This is a genomic window from Flavobacterium nitrogenifigens, assembly GCF_003254565.1.
GTDB lineage: Bacteria > Bacteroidota > Bacteroidia > Flavobacteriales > Flavobacteriaceae > Flavobacterium > Flavobacterium nitrogenifigens.
Window position 1 is genome coordinate 1 of record NZ_QJRI01000182.1, and the last position, 17,116, is coordinate 17,116.

Below are 17,116 nucleotides of genomic sequence, written 5' to 3' on the forward strand. Positions count from 1 at the left end.
TATTGAAGAGGATAAAATTTGTGACAAGATTTATTTTATAAAAATGGGAGCAGTTCGAAGGTTTTGCATCGAAGATGGAGTAGAAGTTACGAAGTGGATTTATACCGATAATCAATTTGTAACTTCAATGAGTAGTTTCTTTGAACAGAAAGCCTCATTTGAGAATTTTCAAACTTGTGAAGAAACTGTTGTGTATTCATTGTCTTATTCAGATGAACAGGCCTTATTAGAGTATCCTCTATTTATAAAATTTCATATTAAACAGCTTCGGCATTATCTTTCCAAAATAAATGAGTTTAATCATTTATTTCGCTTAATGACTGCAGAGAAAAAATACTTATTTCTGTTAGAGTCATTTCCTCAAATTATTAAAAAAGCTAAATTGAAGCATATTGCGTCATTAATAGGGGTAAGTCAAGAAACTCTGAGTAGGATTCGTGCATCAATTATTTGACATTACATCAATAAAAAGTATCTAAAGTTTTTGAATTTTTGTGGCTAATTAAAGATGTAAAAATTGAAAGATACTTTTATTGATAAGAGAGCTGTGCTGGGAACTAATATTCGCATAGGAAATAATGTTGTTATTGAGCAGGATGTCACAATTGGTAATAATACGCAGATAGGTAATAATGTGACTATTTTAAGCGGATCTAGAATTGGAGAAAATTGTGAGATTCATTCTAATGTAGTTTTAGGCGGTGCGCCTCAGGATTTGAAATACAAAGGAGAGTACACTCTTTTGGAAATAGGAGATAAGAATATAATCAGGGAATTTGTAACAATTAATAAAGGGACAATTTCCAAAGGAAAAACAAGTATTGGCAATTCAAATTTGATTATGTCTAATGCACATATCGGGCATGATTGTATTATTGGCAATAATTGTATCATAGGTTTTAGTGTCGGAATGGCTGGTGAAGTAATTGTAGAAGATTGGGTAAATATTAGCGGACTAACTGCTATACATCAATTTTCGGTCATTGGCGAACATGCTATGATTAGTGGTTTAAGCCGAGTAGTTAAAGATGTTCCGCCTTATGTAGTTGTTGCACATGAGCCTTTGAGATTTGCTGGAGTAAATACTGTTGGTCTGAGACGAAGAGGATTTGATTCTAGAAATATTGATGAGCTTCGGTCGATTTATAGAATTCTATTCCAGGAAAGGAGAAATACAAAATTCGCACTTGAAGTAATCAATAATGAATTTGAGAAAACCGAAGAAAGAGATAAGATTCTAAATTTTGTTCGTGATTCTAAAAGAGGAATTATTAAAGGTTTTGAATTTTAAATTTATAAAAATGCTAAATTTATATGTTTAATAAATAAATCCATAAATGACAAAATATAGTGTAAACTCCAAAGTTGATTTTTATTTCGAAAAAGCTGAAAAATGGAAAGCTGAAATTGAACAAATGAGAGAGATTGTTTTAGACTGTCATTTGTCTGAAGAATTGAAATGGGGATCTCCTTGTTATACTTTCGAAAACGCAAATATTGTTTTGATTCATTATTTTAAAGAATATTGTGCTTTTTTGTTTTTTAAAGGCGCTTTAATGAAAGATCCCGATAATATTTTGATTCAGCAATCAGATAATGTACAGGCAGCGCGTCAAGTTCGATTTACTAAGGTGGAAGATATTTTGGCGAAAAAAGAAATTTTAAAAAAGTATATTTTTGAAGCGGCCGAAATTGAAAAATCAGGGCAAAAAGTAGAATTGAAAAAAGTTTCTGATTTTGAAGTTGCCGAAGAGCTTCAGCATAAATTTGATTCTGATGCAGATTTTAAGAAAGCTTTCTATGCTTTGACTCCTGGAAGACAGAGAGCATATTTACTCCATTTTTCCCAACCTAAACAATCTAAAACTAGAGAAGCTAGAGTAGAAAAAAATATTCAACGAATTCTAGATGGAAAAGGATTGAATGATTAAAAAACATATTGATAAAAAGAAAAACTCCTTTAAAGCAAAGGAGTTTTTTTTGTTTTTACAGTTCTAAGAGATTTGTTGCTCTACTATATCTTTCCTTCGAATAGAAATTATAGATTGGAATAAAACAGAAGTCATGACCAAGCTTATTCCTATGTAAAAAGAGAAATTGACCGATTGGCCTTCATTAAAAAATAAAAAGGCTAATATTATAGAATAAATTGGCTCTAAGTTAAATGTTAGATTTATGGTAAAAGCAGGAATCTTTTTTAGCGATTCTGCAAACATTACATAAAGAGCAACGGTACAGCATGAAGCTAAAATCAATAAATACATGATATCTTTTAAACTCGGAATAAAAGTCTGTTCTGGAAAGTTGTAAAAGTAAAATGGCAGAATGAGTCCTAATACTAAAGTTCCGCCAAGCATCTGATAAAAATTAATGAGTTTGCTGTCGTAAGATTGTACCAGCCTTTCGTTGTAAATAGTGTATAAGGCCGCAAATGCAGACGAAATTACTCCAAGTAAAATTCCTAGTTGATAAGAAGAATCAAAATGGAAAATGAGACTTATTCCCAACAAGGTCAGCATGCTTAATAATACCTGAACAAGATTGAATCTTTTTTTATTGAGAATTGGCTCAAAAAAAGCAGTAAAAAAACTAGTTAGACAATAACAGACCACACCAATTGATATGTTAGAATATTTAATGCTGGCATAGAAGAAAATCCAATGAATGGTAATCAACACTCCAGCTTTAGAAATTTTTACGGCTTCAGAAAAAGACTTCAGCGTTTTGAGCTTATATATTTTTAGAATAAAAAATAGAATAATAGAAGCAAATAATACTCTATGCCAAACTAAAGTAATTTCGTTAAGAGAAATAAGTTTTCCGAAAACGCCAGTAAAACCGGCAAGTAAAACTGCAGTATGCAGTATCAAATAAGATTTTTTCATAAGAAGTTGTCTATCCTTTTTTGAAGGATATTTTTGAATATTAATAATGTAATTGAGATAAAGGCACAAAAAATCGGACTGAAGATTCAGTCAAGTGTCAATACTAAAGAAGGGTATTAATATTTATGGAGGAGGAAGACAACCTTTAAAAGTCATAATAAAATTTGATTTTCAGCAAAATTAGAAAAAAAGCATTCTTAGAAAAAATGTAAAAAGTTATTTTAATGTGAAACTTCAAACATTTTAACAGTTGAATTGAATAAATCTGATTTTGATTTCAGTATTAATTTGTAGAACTTGCAACGATACCAAATTATCTAATTTATAAGTTTATTGCAATCTAATGAGTACAAGCCAGTCAACTACAGCAGTTCTTGAAACAAAACAGCATTTTGAAATTTTAGATGGATTAAGAGGTATCGCAGCTTTTGCAGTTGTTGTGTTTCATTTTATGGAATGGATTTTTACCGATCCAAGTCAGAATTTTATAGGACATGGATTTTTGGCTGTCGATTTTTTCTTTTGCCTTTCGGGATTTGTAATAGGATATGCTTACGATGACCGCATTGCAAAAATGGGACTTCGCAATTTCTTTATATCGAGAATTATCAGATTACATCCTTTAGTCATAGCAGGATCAATATTAGGATTATTGGCGTTTTTATTTGATCCGTTTGGAGGACATTTGGAATTGTATAGTACAGGAAAAATTATTTTGACATTTATTTGTTCTCTGTTTCTTATTCCCTTTCCTGTTATTGCCGATCGCGGATTTAATTTATTTAGTTTTAATGCGCCTGCTTGGTCATTGTTTTGGGAATATATTGCCAATATCGTTTATGCATTTGTTCTATATAGAATTAGAAAGAGCTTTTTATTACTGTTAACTATATTAGCAGCAATTGCAATTTGTTATGTCGGATATAATTCAGGAAATTTATTAGGAGGCTGGAGTGGTCCGACTTTTTGGGATGGATGTGCTAGAATTTCCTATTCTTTTTTAGCTGGATTACTTATTTACAGATCCAATTGGATTATTAAAAATAAGCTTGGTTTTGGCGGATTGACTATTTTATTACTATTAGCTTTTATTATGCCATTTTCAGAATGGAATTGGATATCAGAACCATTAGTTGTGTTGATTTATTTTCCATTATTAATTTCTTTGGGAGCTGGAGCTGTCTTTAGACCTGGATTAAAAAAGGCTTGTATCTTCTCGGGGAAAATATCGTATCCATTGTATATGACACATTATGCAGTTTTATGGATGTTTGGAAATTATTATACCAATTATAAACCAGACACAACACAATTGACTTTAATAGTAATAACTTCTGTCATTTTGTTGGTTGGGTTTGCATATTTAGTAATGGTTTTATATGATATTCCGTTACGAAATTATTTGAACAATAAAAGAAAGAAAAGGGCAACAGCAAATCCTTAACTATAAATTTTCGATACGAGCTTCTGGTTATTTCTGTTAATTGCGATATCAGAATTAATAAACATAGTATATTAGCTTTATAATCTTACAAAGGGTTTAATAACTTAAAATAAGTCAGCTTGAAAATTAATATTGTAACAAAGTATTTGTTTCTTCTTTTAGCAGTACAGACGTTTGGGCAAAATGCCACTTTTAAAATTAAATATTCAGAACAGTTGGCTGTTTTTGTTTTTTTAGAAAATTTATCGGATTATTATCCAGACAATGCTTTTAAAACAGAATTTCAAAACTCAAGATACAATATTGAGAAGTATAAAAATATAATCTCAAAATTTGATCAGTTGTCTATTTCTTATAGTTTTCGATTTGAAGATTTTCCGTACGGATCAAAGAAAACAATGCAGACGCAGGATGTTTTGAAAAAGAATTTGATTGAAACTAACAATTTAAATGATTTCAAAGTTCGTTCTATGGGAATGATTCCTAATAAAACTTTGAGCGATTTAGGAGAATGTATTTCAGAATTTACCCCGATTTACAATGAATTGATCTATAATCCGAATAGAGAAAAGTTCGAAAAGCAGCTAGATGAAATTAAAAAATATTCTGAAGAACATCAGATAGAAAATTATTTTAAAACAGGATTAGTGTTTTATAATTCCAGTTGGGATAATTCAATTCCGTTTGAAGCTGCTTTTTATCCGCTACCCAATTCAAAAGGATTTACGGCCTCTGCTTTTTGCAATAATTTCGTGAGTGCAATTCAAACGGATTTAAAATCACATAAAGATTTGTTTAGTGTAATGATGCACGAGACCTACCATATCATTTATGACGAACAATCGCTGGAAGTCAAAAGAGAAATGGATACTTATTTCAAGGAAAACAAATCAAAATGCAGTAATTATTCGTATCAGTTATTGAATGAAGTTTTGGCGACCGTATTGGGCAACGGATATGTTTATGAAAAATTGGATGGAAAAGTAGATGCTGGAGAATGGTACAATAATAAATATATCAATTTGATGGCAAAACAAATTTATCCGTTAGCCAAAGAATATATTGAACAAAAGAAGCCAATTGATAAAAATTTCATAGATCAGTACATTCAGCTATATGAAGCCAATTTTCCAGATTGGATTAACGAACTAGAGAACATAATGACGTATCGTTATGTGATTACAGAAAACGAAAAAGATTTTAGAGATATAAACAAGATATTTCGTTATCGTTCAAGAACAGAATACGAAGATCAAATCACAGAAAATAGTATAGAAAAAATGAAGCAGACGCCATTGACCAAAATGGTAATTATTTCAAAAGACAGTAAGGGAAAAATTAAATTGCTAAAAAATAAGTTTAATGAATTGAAAAACTGGAAAGCAAATCCCGATAAAGAATTTGCAGACAAGATTTTTTTAGCCGATAAAAGTCAGTTGATAATCGTGAATCAGAAAAAATCTGATTTGCAAGTATTAATTAATTCTATAAAATAAGCTCGGCGAGAATATTTCTTATATTCGTTTGAAAAAAAATAAAACCAAAAAATAAAATAGTGAATGGATAAGATTAATGTATTAATTATTGCAACCATAATTACTTTGTTCATTTCATTATTGCTAATATTTTTTCTGCTCACCGTTAAAACAAAAGACAAAACAAGTAATATTCTTTTTGCTGTTTTTCTTTTTATAAATGCAATAGACTTAACAGATCCTCTCTTCGGATTAATGTTTGATGGTCCCTCAAATCTTGGAATGTTTAAAACTACAATTGCTTTTTTTCAAATTCCGATATTTTACCTTTATGTATTATCCGTTTCCTATTCTGACTTTAAATTAAAACCGAAATATCTCATACATGCAATTCCGTTTTTAATAGTAAATGTAGTTTTAGTGCCACGTTTTTATGCTGTGGATGCCGCTTCGAAAATGGATTTTATTATAAATCGCAGAAATATGATCGAACTGCAGTTTACTCATATTTTAATACATATTCAGATCATTGTTTATTTTACAACTATTTTTATGTTATTAAAAAAAGCAAAAAAGCTGTATCTCGAAAATAATGCTGGCACTCATATTAATTCTTATAATTGGTTATTTCAGTTTACAACTGTTCTAGCGATTCTGTATTTGATTGTTATTGTAAAAAATATTTTCAAATTTTCAGAATATCCATATATCTCTGAAGGGATAAAAGTTGGAATTATGGTATTACAGCTTTTTATCATTTGCTGGTATTTGTTTAAAGCTTTAAATAATCCCGATCTATTCAGGAATATCGATTCAAAATTAAAACTGGTAAAAGATATCGTTTCTGAAGAAAAAACTAATACACCTACAGTAGTAAGCGATAAAGAGTACAACGAGGAGCTATTGAAACTGCAGCGTTATATGAATGAAAAAAAGCCATTTCTTAATCCTTCTCTAACAATTCAAGATGTCTCAAATGAAATTCAAATTCCTGTTCGAGATTTATCTCTTTTGATCAACCATAAACTAGAACAGCACTTTTACGATTTCATTAATGCCTATCGCATAGAAGATGCAAAGAGTATTTTAAAAGATATTACAAAAAGTAAAGTGACTATTTTAGAAATTTTGTACGAAGTAGGCTTTAATTCAAAATCTTCTTTCAATACTGCTTTTAAAAAGCATACTGGTTTTACTCCTACTGATTTTCGTAAATCCTTGTAGATTATAGTTTTGTAATTATTCGTACGCGTTTTTTTTAAGAAATGCGTACGAGTAGTTTTATTCGGTCGCGTACCATAAGTTTCTTTCGCAAGTTTGTATCGAAATAAATTTATAACCATAAAAAACGATACGATGAAAACTTCAGTAAAACTTTTAGCAGCACTTTTATTAGTAACTAATTTTTCTTTTGGACAAGGAATTTTTCAAAAGATTGATTCGATAATAAAAGATAATCACCAAAAAAATCCCAATGTAGGCATTAGTGTAGGCTTTGTTTTAAACAGTGAAGAATATTATACAGCATACGGAAATTTGAATGCTGAGAGTCAAATTAAAATTGACAAAAATTCAATATTTGAAATTGCGTCTATTACTAAAATTTTAACCTCAAACTTAATTGCACAGGCTGCTATTGAGAAAAAATTAAAATTAGAGGATTATATTGACAGCTACTTACCAAAAGAATATGTGCTGCAAAACAATCTTAAAAATAAAATTAAAATTTCAGATCTGGCATCACATCAATCTGGTTTACCAGATATAGATTTTGGGAAATTAATTGAACTAAATCCGCAACAGCCTATAAGCAGTGTAACCAAAGAATCATTGGCTGCAATTGTTAATAACTGCACAGAATTAAAAGATTATGGCAAATACCGTTATTCTACAATCGGATATACTTTGCTTGGACAGATATTAGAAAAAGTGTATAACAAAAGTTACGATGAGATTATCACTAGCAAAATGATAAAACCATTAAAAATGACTCGTACCTTAACTAAGGATTTTAATGTAAAAAACTGTACAGTTGGCCATAATCCTGAAGGAGGCATTCAAGAGTTTTTTAATTGGAATATTACTGCACCTGCAGGATTAGTAAAATCGAATGCTTCTGATATGGTTACATATTTAAAAGCAATTTTAAACAAAGAAGCGAAAGTAGGAAAGGCAGCCCTGATTACCGAAAGTATATTTTATAAAGATGAAAAGAGAGAATTAGGATTGGGTATAAATATTGTAACAGATGAGAAAAATACAATTTATATGAAATCTGGCGATTCGATGGGGCAGTCTTCAATAATATGTTATGATAGGGCTAAAAATTGGGGAATTATAATACTGTTAAATTATAGAAACTCAAAAATGAGACAAAACATGTTAAATGAAATTTATGAAACAGTTTTGAAAAATTCAGAATTAGATAAGACAGATTTATAATATTCGCAAAAAGCTCCAAAATCAAATGACTTTGGAGCTTTTTTAAATTTAATCTCTTTTATAAATTGTCTTTAATTCGTTTTGTTATTTCTTCAATTGTTCCCATTCCGTCAAAAGTTAATACTTTAATCTTTGATTTCATATATTCGATTGCAGGTCTGGTAGAACTCTCAAAAACTTCAATTCTTTTAAGATGAATTTTGGCATCTTTATCATCTTTTCTGTTAGACGTTTCAGCTCTTTTTTGTGCTCTTTTTAAAAGTTCTTCTTTTGGAACATCAATATTAATTACTTTTCCGATTTCTAGATTTTTAGACTTTACTAACTCTAATAAATCATTTACTTGTGGTTCAGTTCTTGGATAACCGTCTAAAATGATTCCTTTAGCAGCGATGTTTTCATCCAATATTTTACTGAAAAGATCTTTCATGATAGAATCTGGAACCAAATCTCCTTTTTCTTCATATTGAGACATTATTTTTCCAATTTCGGTTTCATTTTGTTTTTCCAAACGGCATCTGTCTCCCGTCGAAATATGTTCAAAATGAAGTTCGTCTTTTAAAATTTCGCACTGAGTGCCTTTTCCAGAATACGGAGGACCAGTAATTATTAATATTTCCATTTTATTTATAAAGTTTTTAATTCTCTTTTGATTCTTTAAAGTTAAGAATGATTTATTCTAACCTTGCAAAGAATCGTAAAATTTAAAAGAAAAATATCTCTTTTCTTTGATAATGTAAAACTTCATTATATGAGATATTGATAAAAAGATTGTCGAAGAATGCGACAATTCATCAGTTGTAAACGACAATTCGGTCAATAAAAATTGAATGTTGTATTGAATAAAAATACTTTTACATCAAAATCAAAACAACCATAATCCATAACCATGAAGAAAATTTTAAAATTTATCAAAATCACGTTTATTAGCCTTTTGAGTATTATTTTACTTTTTATTGCTTATTTATACATCAGCAATAAATTATTTTTAGAATCGAAAGATGATGATAATGTAAAGTATTTGGCAGAAAACAATGTTCAGATTGGAGCTTCTATCGACGAGAAGCTGTTTGATGCAGATTTTTATAAGTCACAAGTTTTTTTGTTAGGAGAAATTCATGGTTATGCCGATAATCAAAAGATAGATCAAGAAATGCTTTTTTTCTTGAATAAAAAATTAGGAATCAAATATTATATTGCCGAGATGGATAGTTTGACAGCAAAAAAGCTAAATGCTTTTTTATTTTTAGAAAAGGAAAAAAATAAAGTGGCTTTGAGAGAAGTCGTTGAATCTATCAAAAGGAGAATTCCACAGCAATCTAGCCAAGAATTATTTGATAAATGGAGCGCTGTGCATGATTACAATCAAAATTTGGCTGACTCTCTAAAAATTACGGTTATCGGAATTGATAAAAATTTTGATGATGAATCAAAAGGTTCTAGAGACGAAGCTATGGTTGCTAATTTTAAAAACGCGATTAAAAAAATGCATCTTGAAAATGAGAAGTTTTATGGGCTTTTCGGATATTTTCATACACTGCAAAAGAAAACAGAGTCGGGTAGAGCAACTTTTGCCGCAGGATTAAAAGACTCGGGAGTAAAAGTGACAAGTTTTGTAAGCTATACAATTGACAGCGAAATGTATCTGCCTAAAAATCCTCAGTTTCCAACTCCTAAAGATGAAAAAGTAAATTGGATAAATGCCGACGGACCATTAATGCTTGTAAAAGGAATTAATGATTTGAAAGAACTGAGCAAACCAGAATCAATCACACTTTTTAAACTTGATTCGAAAAATTCACCATATTCAAAATCTCAGAATCTAATAACAGTAAAATCTAGAGCGTTTGGAGAAAATATTGTGCCTCTAAAAGATGCTTCTGCGACTGATTATTTTCAATATGTGTTTTTGCTGAGAAATTCTAAAGCGTTGACGAAATTGAAATAGAAACTTCTCAATAAAAAAAGCTCCATTAGAAATAGTGGAGTTTTTTTTATGTAAAATCTTATTTCTCGTGTTTTAAAATTTTAAAAGTAAAAACAATTAGTATATTTGTAACTCATAAGTATAGACTATACTCTATGCTTTATTGTTTTTTCATCAAAAAGATAAAATTATGCTTGTAAACGAATTATCAAAAAGAACCGGATTGTCCATCCACACCATTAGATATTATGAGAACTTAGGAATGATCAAAGGGGTTACTGATGAAAATGTGACTTCTAATAATTATAAGCATTACGATGCTAATACTATTGAGCGTTTAGAAATTATTATAGAAGCAAGAGAAGTTGGATTTACATTAGCAGAAATAAAAAAAATATTAATAAGCTGGTTCGAGACAACAGATTCGAAACCAGAAACGCTAGAGCTTTTTCAAGCCAAAATAAAAGAGATCGATGATAAAATGAAATATTTCAAGCAAACCAAAAGTCTTCTTGAAAAAGTATGCGAGAAAATACAAAGTAATAATGATTGATTATTAAAGTTTAAAAGCGTGTAGAGAACTCCTTAAGAAATTAAGGAGTTTTTTTATGGTTCTTATTTTAACTGTTTAATAAAAGTTTTATGTGGAATTTAAGAAATTAGTAAGAGATTTTGCAAATAGTCTTATATTCGCTTTTGAACTCGTAGAATGAAATAGCATACTAAAATAAACTACAGATAACAACTAGAATTAAAATTACAAAACTAAATTATGCAAGAAGAAATAACCAAGCATTCAAACAAAATTTACAAAGCAGTGAAAAAGTCAGAACACACGTTGGGTGAGAAAGTAAAAGAGATCATTATAGAAATATGCATAATCGTTTTTGCTGTTACACTTTCAATATCGCTACACAGTTGGAGCGAGCATAGGCATCAGCAAGAAGAAGTACGTGCGTTTCTTGCTAATTTAAGAAATGATCTAAAGAATGATATAGAAAGTATTGACAGAGAATTGGGAATGTACCAAAAGACAAACGCAGACTACGAAAAAATTCTGGCATTAACGACTTCTCAACTTGACAGTATTTATAAATCTAAAGGTAAGGTAAACTTTCCAATTCATTCACATGGGCAAACAATGACTATCGGTAATTATGAAAGTTTTAAGTCTAGTGGTAAACTTGGCTACATTGAAGATGAAAAATTGAAACAGAAAATCTTAAACTATTATCAAATATTTGTGCCAGCTGCTAATGAAGTTGATAAAATGTACACTGAATTTTTGTTTAAGTGTTTTGATAAAGAAATTGAAAATGCAGATAAGCCAGAAAAAGAATTATATTCAGACCCAAAATATAAAAAGACACTTGCGTATCTTGTTAAATTAGGTAAGAATAATATAAGGGTTTATAAAGAAAATACAAAACCACTCGCAGTTGAACTTATTAAAGAAATTGACAAAGAGTTGGGCAAATAATAATAAAAAAACTCCATTAGAAATAATGGAGTTTTTTTTATGCTTTAAAAGGTTGTTTTTCTTTTACTGCTTTTTCAGTTATAAAGTAGATTTAGATATAAAGATTTGTTTGTCATTTCAACTGAAAGGAGAAATCGCCTAGAGTAAACAATTTTTAAATTTCTATATCCCATTTCCAGTTTTTTATTCCTTTTTCCGTTAATCTTCTTTTAGAAACTTCGTCCAGCCAATGAAAGAGATTCGTATATTCAATAGTGTCACTTGTTGTTAAAATTTTTAGGGATTGATCTATTAAATTTTTGCGGTCATGGGCTTTTGAGTTCTCGGCAAAAGACAGATATAAAAGTTTTAAATTTGGTACTTTGCTAATTTTTTTTATGTCATTAACTCTAAGGTTGTTGCTTATAAAGATTTTTTTAAGGTTATTTAGTTTAGACATGTCTGGTATTTCTTCCATCTTAGACATCCCTTCAAATTCGATTTTTTCAAGATTTTCTAATGAGTTTAAAAAATCAAAATCAGGAATTTGTCTGACGCGACTAAACTCAATGGATTTTAAGTTTTTAAGATTGCTTAAAGAATCTAAATCTTTATAACTGCCAAAAAGTAATTTAAGGTCTTCTAAATTTTGTAAGTCCTTTATAAAATCAAGATTGTCTAGTTTAATTCCTCTTAATGTTAATTTTTTCAAATTTGTCAATGACTGTATATTATTTAATCCCTTCTTCATTCCATCAATATATAGAGATTCTAGATCTATAAAATTTTTGATAAAAGAAACATCAACTGCAGTTGATTTTGTTTCCTCAATTCCAAAGTGCTTTAATTTAGTATTATTTTGAAGTTCTGAATAATCAAATGTATTATAGGATGCGATAGTAAATTTTCTAATATTAGGAATTAGTTTGTAAAATGAAAAATTCTGAATTTCGAACCATAAAACGCGCAATCCAATATTTGGATAATCTTCAAAAAACTCATTTAGGACTTCCCAAGTTTCATTTTTTGGATTCATGAATTGATAAAATTGAAGAGAATGAATGTTTTTTTCAGCAAAAATTTCAGCAATGTCATTTTTTTCTAAATCCTCATAGATATTGATGTTTCCATTAAAGTTTTTCCACTTTTTTTTCATACTAAATAATTTTGCATTAGGTTGGTGTTCAAATAATGCTTTGTAACTTTTAAGAAAGCTATACTTGTAAAAAAATCTAATTAAATTAAAATTTGTGAATTTTAGTTGTAATGATTTGTGTATTAATATAAAAACAAATTTTTAATTAGTTTATAGGGTGGTTTAATCATTAAAAGTAATGTTCGTGTTTATTTTCTTTTAAGAACTACAAATAGTAAGTTTTTGTATTTAGGTTTCTTCACAAACATGTTAAAAATTGTTTTATTGCTCAAAATAAAAAAAAACTCCAAAATCAAATGACTTTGGAGTTTTTGGAATTCTGTGGGCGATGAGGGGTTCGAACCCCCGACCCCCTCGGTGTAAACGAGGTGCTCTGAACCAGCTGAGCTAATCGCCCTATTTTACTAGGTTGCTATCGTTTGTGATTGCGAGTGCAAATATACGCTAGTTTTTGAGTTCTGCAAAGAAATTCGAATAAAAAATAAAACTTTTTTAAAAATAGTTTATATCTCCTTGTTTATGAATTTGTTATTAAAATGATTTTTTTGAAGTTTTTTCTACATCAAAAGTATATTTTAGTCCAAAGGCAATTCGGCAACAACAAAAGTGCTTCCGCCAACGTAGATAAAATCATTTTCTGATGCATTTTTCTTTGCTTCCGCGAAAGCGATTTCAACTGAATCGTATTTTTCTCCTATTAAACTGAATTTTTCAGCCACATTTTTTAAAGTTTCAGCAGGCAAAGCACGTGACGAATCTGGATTACAGAAATAATATTGCGCCTCTTTTGGGAAAAGTGGCAAAATAGAATCCAAATCTTTATCATTTACAACACCCAAAACAATATGCAATTTCTCGTATTTCTCATGTTGAAGCTGATTCATAACAACCGATAATCCGTGTTTGTTGTGAGCAGTGTCGCAAATAATTTTTGGGTTTTCTCCCAATTGCTGCCATCTTCCTTGCAAACCCGTATTTTTTACAACATGCAATAAGCCTTCTTTTAACTGTTCGATCGAAATTTTAAAATCGGTTTCATTATTCAAAATCGAAATCGTCTGCTGAACCGTTTTTTTATTGTGAAACTGATAATCTCCAATCAAATCAGACAAATAAATCTGATCAATCAAATCTGATGCAAAATAAATCGGCGCATTGTTCTCTTCGGCTTTAGCCAAAAATACAGGTTTTGTTTCATCTGTATATTCGCCAATAACCACAGGAATATTCGGTTTTATAATTCCAGCTTTTTCGCCAGCAATCGCTTCCAGAGTATTTCCTAAAAACTGAGTATGGTCTAAACCAATATTGGTAATTACCGAAACCAAAGGCGTAATAATATTGGTAGCGTCCAATCTTCCGCCCAAACCAACTTCGATAACGGCAATGTCTACTTTTTCTGCAGCAAAATAATCAAACGCCAAACCAACCGACATTTCGAAGAAACTCATATCGTTGGCTTCAAAAAAAGATTTGTGTTTTGCGATGAATTCTATCACAAACTCTTCAGAGATTTCTTTTCCGTTGATTTTAATTCTTTCTCTAAAATCTTTCAAGTGCGGAGAAGTATATAAACCCACTTTATAACCTGCTTCCTGTAAAATAGAAGAAAGCATGTGCGAAGTAGAACCTTTTCCGTTTGTTCCCGCAACGTGAATGCATTTCAGCACGTTCTGCGGATTATCAAGATGAGCTGCCAACAATTTGATATTCGTTAAATCTTCTTTATACGCAGAAGCACCTTGCAATTGGTACATTGGAAGCTGATTAAACATCCAATTGGTAGTCTCTTGATAGTTCATTTGTTTAGATAAAATGGTTGTTCATTGAAATAAATTTCGATTTTTGTAGTTTAATATTACAGCGAAAATTATCTTTATTGCAAATTTCAAATATTTTTTAGAATTAATTATTAAAAACCAGAATTAATATATGTTTACTTTTATTCAGTTACAAACAGATACAATCGCAAATGCTTCAAATGTAGTGGTCGAGAAGATCGCGGCACCGCAAAATGAAATTTCAATGTTTGGTTTCATTATGAAAGGGGGAGTGTTCTTAATTCCAATCGCGTTGTTGTTGTTTTATACTATCTACCTGATTTTTGAACGTTATATGTACATTAGCCGCGCGTCTAAAATTGACAGCAGATTAATGCAAGATATTGGCGAAAAATTACATTCTGGAAATATCGAATTAGCAAGAACAATTGTAGAAAGAAATAATACTGCGGCTGGAAATATTTTGAAAGAAGGGGTTTTGGTAATCGGAAGACCAATTGCAGAAATTGAAGCCAACATGGACCGTGCTGCCGATATCGAAATTGGCGAAATGGAAAGACATTTAGGCCATCTTGGACTTATTGCTGGTATTGCACCGACGTTAGGTTTCATCGGAACGATTTCTGGAGTTATTAAAATTTTCTACAGTATTTCGGTTACAGAAAACATCAGTATCGGAAATATTTCTGGAGGTTTATACGAAAAAATGATCAGTTCAGGATCAGGATTAATTGTGGGTATTATTGCTTATAGCGCTTACCACTTATTGAACGGAAAGATTGATAATTTTGCTTTAAAAATTCAGAAACAGATTTTAGAATTTGTCAATATAATTCAAAGAGCATAAGCCATGTCTATTAAAAGAAAAAGAAGATTTCACGCCGAAGTTGCGACTTCATCTTTAAGCGATATCATGTTTTTCCTGCTGTTGTTTTTCTTAATTATCTCAACACTGGCAAATCCGAACGTGATTAAGATGACATTGCCAAAAGCTAAAGCGAATGAAAAGACCAATAAACAGCTAATAAGTTTATCGGTTACAGAAGATAAAAAATTCTACATTGACAAACAGGAAGTAGATTTTGAAAATCTAGAAACTAGTTTAATGTCAAAAATAGGAACAGATAAAGAGCAAACTGTTGTAGTTCGAATTCCGTTTAATCTGCAAGTTCAAGACTTAGTAGATGTTTTGCAAATAGGAGTGAAGAATAACTTGAAGTTTGTAATTGCAACAAGTCCGAAGTAAAAATAATTATAAGGGCGTGACCATACCGAGATAAAAAGGCAAATATACTTTGCGCATATACGCCTTTTTATCTCGGTACGGTCGGGCTATCCGCTCCGCCGCGGCGGATTGCTCCTATCCCTCACGCGAAAAACGTTATATTGTGTCATTCTGAGGGACGAAGAATCACACTAGAAACTCGCCAAAGATTGGAGACTTAGTGTGTGGAATTACTTGTGTGATTCTTCGTTCCTCAGAATGACAAACTTAATGAAATAAAGAAGGCTTTCAGATTCCTGAAAGCCTTTTTCTATGACAGCAGATTTAGTGTAAATCTGTATAACTCGTGTTTTTTAATCCAAACTAAAATTATAAATAATTTTTCCAACTTGTTTTGCAGGAGCATCACTATCAGATTCCCATTTGGTATTCATTGCCGCAATTCTTGCCTGATCTAATAAGCACTTTGCAGTATTGGTAGTTCCTTTAATTCCAGCTGTTGCGCTTATCGTTTTTCCGTTTTGGTCAACACTTACTTCAACCACAACCTTGCCTTCTTCGTTGCAGGTATATTTTGGTGCAGGTTTAGATAATGCCTTTCTGTTTCCTAAAGAATATCCAGTCCCTCCACCTGAACCGCCACCAGTTCCTGCTCCGTAACCGCTTCCGGTTCCAATGCCATTTCCAGTTCCGTTACCACCTCCAGTTCCTCCGCCAGAACCACCACTTCCGTAGTAACCGTTAGAGTTTAAGCTTCCGTTAGATTTTCCTTTATTTCCTGTTGCTTTATCGTCTCCGTCTCCACCTTTGTTCGAACCTTTCATAATGCTTGCTAATGCATCGTTTGTTGAGTTGGAAACTTTTGGTTTTTCCGGTACAGGTTTTTGTATCGGTTTTTCAACAGGAACAGGTTTCTTCGGTTTCTCTTTTGTCGGAATTACAACATCATTATCGGCAGTTGTATTTTCTTGTGTAATTATAGATTCTTCTTGTGGAGTTGCTTTTGCAGGTACTTGTTTTACGTTATTTTTTACATCCAGGACTTCGCTTTTATAATTGGCACCAGAACCTAAATCGCTGTCTCCAAAATTTATGGTTACGCCACCGCCACCTCCGCCGCCATCAGCAAGAGCTACGTTATTTTCTGGATTATATGGTGGCCAGAAACGGATAAAAAACAGTAATAGAATTATTACTGCATAAATAGCTGTTGTGAATAGCAATGATTTCTTTTGATCTGAAGAAATTGAGGAACTCATTTAGATTCTAAATTTTGAAATGTATTATTTTAAAAACGTTTAAAAGTAGTAAAAATTGTTTAG

Annotated in this window: 17 protein-coding genes and 1 tRNA gene; 12 read left to right on the forward strand and 6 right to left on the reverse strand. The window is 30.8% G+C overall.

Features of this window, described 5'->3' with window-relative positions; all coding sequences use genetic code 11:
* From DM397_RS21565 to DM397_RS21575, 3 genes are all read left to right on the forward strand, one after another.
* Positions 1-454, forward strand: a 454-nt coding sequence (locus DM397_RS21565; protein ID WP_111379653.1) for a Crp/Fnr family transcriptional regulator, incomplete at its 5' end; no start/stop codon positions are given.
* 63 nt (positions 455-517) lie between these two features.
* Positions 518-1,291, forward strand: coding sequence for an acyl-ACP--UDP-N-acetylglucosamine O-acyltransferase (gene lpxA / locus DM397_RS21570; RefSeq protein WP_111379655.1), 774 nt, complete (start codon positions 518-520; stop codon positions 1,289-1,291).
* Between the two features lie 46 nt (positions 1,292-1,337).
* Entirely contained in the window at positions 1,338-1,931 is a 594-nt protein-coding gene (locus DM397_RS21575; RefSeq protein ID WP_111379657.1) for a YdeI/OmpD-associated family protein, read from the forward strand.
* Positions 1,932-1,994: 63 nt separating this feature from the next.
* Here the strand turns inward: DM397_RS21575 and DM397_RS21580 are convergent, their stop codons facing one another.
* Positions 1,995-2,885 carry a DMT family transporter gene (locus DM397_RS21580; RefSeq protein WP_111379658.1) on the reverse strand — a complete coding sequence of 297 codons (891 nt, stop codon included), beginning with the start codon at positions 2,883-2,885 and terminating at the stop codon, positions 1,995-1,997.
* 343 nt (positions 2,886-3,228) lie between these two features.
* Here DM397_RS21580 and DM397_RS21585 point away from each other — a divergent pair, with 343 nt between their 5' ends.
* The 4 genes from DM397_RS21585 to DM397_RS21600 all read left to right on the forward strand — a co-directional run bounded on the left by DM397_RS21585 (position 3,229) and on the right by DM397_RS21600 (position 8,246).
* Positions 3,229-4,329, forward strand: coding sequence for an acyltransferase family protein (locus DM397_RS21585; protein WP_111379660.1), 1,101 nt, complete (start codon positions 3,229-3,231; stop codon positions 4,327-4,329).
* 119 nt (positions 4,330-4,448) lie between these two features.
* Positions 4,449-5,825, forward strand: a complete 1,377-nt coding sequence (locus DM397_RS21590) for a hypothetical protein (protein WP_239457893.1) — start codon at positions 4,449-4,451, stop codon at positions 5,823-5,825.
* 63 nt (positions 5,826-5,888) lie between these two features.
* Positions 5,889-7,028 carry a helix-turn-helix domain-containing protein gene (locus tag DM397_RS21595; RefSeq protein WP_111379661.1) on the forward strand — a complete coding sequence of 380 codons (1,140 nt, stop codon included), beginning with the start codon at positions 5,889-5,891 and terminating at the stop codon, positions 7,026-7,028.
* Positions 7,029-7,160: 132 nt separating this feature from the next.
* Positions 7,161-8,246 carry a serine hydrolase domain-containing protein gene (locus DM397_RS21600; protein ID WP_111379663.1) on the forward strand — a complete coding sequence of 362 codons (1,086 nt, stop codon included), beginning with the start codon at positions 7,161-7,163 and terminating at the stop codon, positions 8,244-8,246.
* A gap of 58 nt (positions 8,247-8,304) precedes the next feature.
* On the opposite strand, the gene DM397_RS21605 is transcribed toward DM397_RS21600, so the two are convergent.
* Positions 8,305-8,868 carry an adenylate kinase family protein gene (locus tag DM397_RS21605; protein WP_111379665.1) on the reverse strand — a complete coding sequence of 188 codons (564 nt, stop codon included), beginning with the start codon at positions 8,866-8,868 and terminating at the stop codon, positions 8,305-8,307.
* Between the two features lie 267 nt (positions 8,869-9,135).
* Between DM397_RS21605 and DM397_RS21610 the strand changes: the two genes are divergently transcribed.
* From DM397_RS21610 to DM397_RS21620, 3 genes are all read left to right on the forward strand, one after another.
* Positions 9,136-10,194: a hypothetical protein gene (locus DM397_RS21610; protein ID WP_111379666.1), complete on the forward strand. Its 1,059-nt coding sequence runs from the start codon at positions 9,136-9,138 to the stop codon at positions 10,192-10,194.
* A gap of 169 nt (positions 10,195-10,363) precedes the next feature.
* On the forward strand, positions 10,364-10,726 hold the full coding sequence (locus DM397_RS21615) for a MerR family transcriptional regulator (RefSeq protein ID WP_111380279.1): 363 nt from the start codon (positions 10,364-10,366) through the stop codon (positions 10,724-10,726).
* A 219-nt stretch (positions 10,727-10,945) separates the two neighbouring features.
* Complete coding sequence (locus DM397_RS21620) at positions 10,946-11,653, forward strand: DUF6090 family protein (protein ID WP_111379668.1); 708 nt, start codon at positions 10,946-10,948, stop codon at positions 11,651-11,653.
* Positions 11,654-11,807: 154 nt separating this feature from the next.
* Here DM397_RS21620 and DM397_RS21625 read toward each other — a convergent pair whose 3' ends face one another.
* The 3 genes from DM397_RS21625 to DM397_RS21635 form a co-directional block, all read right to left on the reverse strand.
* Complete coding sequence (locus tag DM397_RS21625; protein WP_111379670.1) at positions 11,808-12,788, reverse strand: leucine-rich repeat domain-containing protein; 981 nt, start codon at positions 12,786-12,788, stop codon at positions 11,808-11,810.
* A 322-nt stretch (positions 12,789-13,110) separates the two neighbouring features.
* Positions 13,111-13,185, reverse strand: a tRNA-Val gene (locus DM397_RS21630).
* Between the two features lie 178 nt (positions 13,186-13,363).
* On the reverse strand, positions 13,364-14,590 hold the full coding sequence (locus tag DM397_RS21635; protein ID WP_111379671.1) for a bifunctional folylpolyglutamate synthase/dihydrofolate synthase: 1,227 nt from the start codon (positions 14,588-14,590) through the stop codon (positions 13,364-13,366).
* 130 nt (positions 14,591-14,720) lie between these two features.
* Between DM397_RS21635 and DM397_RS21640 the strand changes: the two genes are divergently transcribed.
* A complete protein-coding gene (locus tag DM397_RS21640) occupies positions 14,721-15,416 on the forward strand; it encodes a MotA/TolQ/ExbB proton channel family protein (RefSeq protein ID WP_008464191.1) in 696 nt (231 codons plus the stop codon).
* A 3-nt stretch (positions 15,417-15,419) separates the two neighbouring features.
* Positions 15,420-15,815, forward strand: a complete 396-nt coding sequence (locus tag DM397_RS21645) for an ExbD/TolR family protein (RefSeq protein WP_008464192.1) — start codon at positions 15,420-15,422, stop codon at positions 15,813-15,815.
* Between the two features lie 332 nt (positions 15,816-16,147).
* Here DM397_RS21645 and DM397_RS21650 read toward each other — a convergent pair whose 3' ends face one another.
* Positions 16,148-17,053 carry an energy transducer TonB gene (locus DM397_RS21650; protein WP_111379673.1) on the reverse strand — a complete coding sequence of 302 codons (906 nt, stop codon included), beginning with the start codon at positions 17,051-17,053 and terminating at the stop codon, positions 16,148-16,150.
* Positions 17,054-17,116 lie beyond the last annotated feature (63 nt).

Bases quoted from the DNA above. Each gene is read 5' to 3' on its own strand.
- DM397_RS21580 (WP_111379658.1), bottom strand. From the start codon at position 2,885: ATGAAAAAATCTTATTTGATACTGCATACTGCAGTTTTACTTGCCGGT.
- DM397_RS21600 (WP_111379663.1), top strand. From the start codon at position 7,161: ATGAAAACTTCAGTAAAACTTTTAGCAGCACTTTTATTAGTAACTAAT.
- DM397_RS21575 (WP_111379657.1), top strand. From the start codon at position 1,338: ATGACAAAATATAGTGTAAACTCCAAAGTTGATTTTTATTTCGAAAAA.
- DM397_RS21595 (WP_111379661.1), top strand. From the start codon at position 5,889: ATGGATAAGATTAATGTATTAATTATTGCAACCATAATTACTTTGTTC.
- DM397_RS21605 (WP_111379665.1), bottom strand. From the start codon at position 8,868: ATGGAAATATTAATAATTACTGGTCCTCCGTATTCTGGAAAAGGCACT.
- DM397_RS21610 (WP_111379666.1), top strand. From the start codon at position 9,136: ATGAAGAAAATTTTAAAATTTATCAAAATCACGTTTATTAGCCTTTTG.
- DM397_RS21620 (WP_111379668.1), top strand. From the start codon at position 10,946: ATGCAAGAAGAAATAACCAAGCATTCAAACAAAATTTACAAAGCAGTG.
- DM397_RS21650 (WP_111379673.1), bottom strand. From the start codon at position 17,053: ATGAGTTCCTCAATTTCTTCAGATCAAAAGAAATCATTGCTATTCACA.
- DM397_RS21645 (WP_008464192.1), top strand. From the start codon at position 15,420: ATGTCTATTAAAAGAAAAAGAAGATTTCACGCCGAAGTTGCGACTTCA.
- DM397_RS21585 (WP_111379660.1), top strand. From the start codon at position 3,229: ATGAGTACAAGCCAGTCAACTACAGCAGTTCTTGAAACAAAACAGCAT.
- DM397_RS21640 (WP_008464191.1), top strand. From the start codon at position 14,721: ATGTTTACTTTTATTCAGTTACAAACAGATACAATCGCAAATGCTTCA.
- DM397_RS21615 (WP_111380279.1), top strand. From the start codon at position 10,364: ATGCTTGTAAACGAATTATCAAAAAGAACCGGATTGTCCATCCACACC.
- DM397_RS21635 (WP_111379671.1), bottom strand. From the start codon at position 14,590: ATGAACTATCAAGAGACTACCAATTGGATGTTTAATCAGCTTCCAATG.
- DM397_RS21625 (WP_111379670.1), bottom strand. From the start codon at position 12,788: ATGAAAAAAAAGTGGAAAAACTTTAATGGAAACATCAATATCTATGAG.